Origin of the sequence: Acinetobacter sp. TUM15064, assembly GCF_008980265.1 — a bacterium.
In the GTDB taxonomy this organism is placed as follows: domain Bacteria; phylum Pseudomonadota; class Gammaproteobacteria; order Pseudomonadales; family Moraxellaceae; genus Acinetobacter.
The window spans coordinates 1-439 of record NZ_BKFU01000226.1 but is presented as its reverse complement, the minus strand read 5'-3'; the positions used below and the strand labels follow the sequence as shown (position 1 = coordinate 439).

The 439-nt window shown below is 38.5% G+C and carries 1 pseudogene; it reads left to right on the top strand.

Features of this window, described 5'->3' with window-relative positions:
- A pseudogene (locus tag GBI16_RS18540) lies at window positions 1-439 on the top strand (endonuclease/exonuclease/phosphatase family protein); the annotation flags it as partial.

Sequence of the window (439 nt, the reverse complement as noted above, 5' to 3'; positions counted from 1 at the left end):
AGCATGTACGGACTTTAAAACCTGATTTATTGCTTACTTTAGAGAGCGATACAACTTGGGAAAATGCTTTAAAAGAGATCGAGAAAGATTATCCATACCGTGTGCCCGTACCTTTAGATAATTTATACGGAATGCATTTATATAGCCTGTTACCGCTTAAAAATACTGAGGTTAAATTCATTTTAAGTAATGAAATACCTTCTATTCATACCACGGTAATTTTGCGATCTGGCATGCCTGTTCAGCTCTACTGTTTACATCCTAAGCCACCTCGCCCAACTGAAGCAAAAGAATAAACACTTCGTGACGCTGAGCTTTTAATTGTCGGAGATCAAATTAAAGATCTTGATGAAAGTTGTATTGTGATGGGGGATTTAAACGACGTAGCGTGGTCACGAACAACCCGTTTATTTCAACGTATTAGTGGGCTACTCGATCC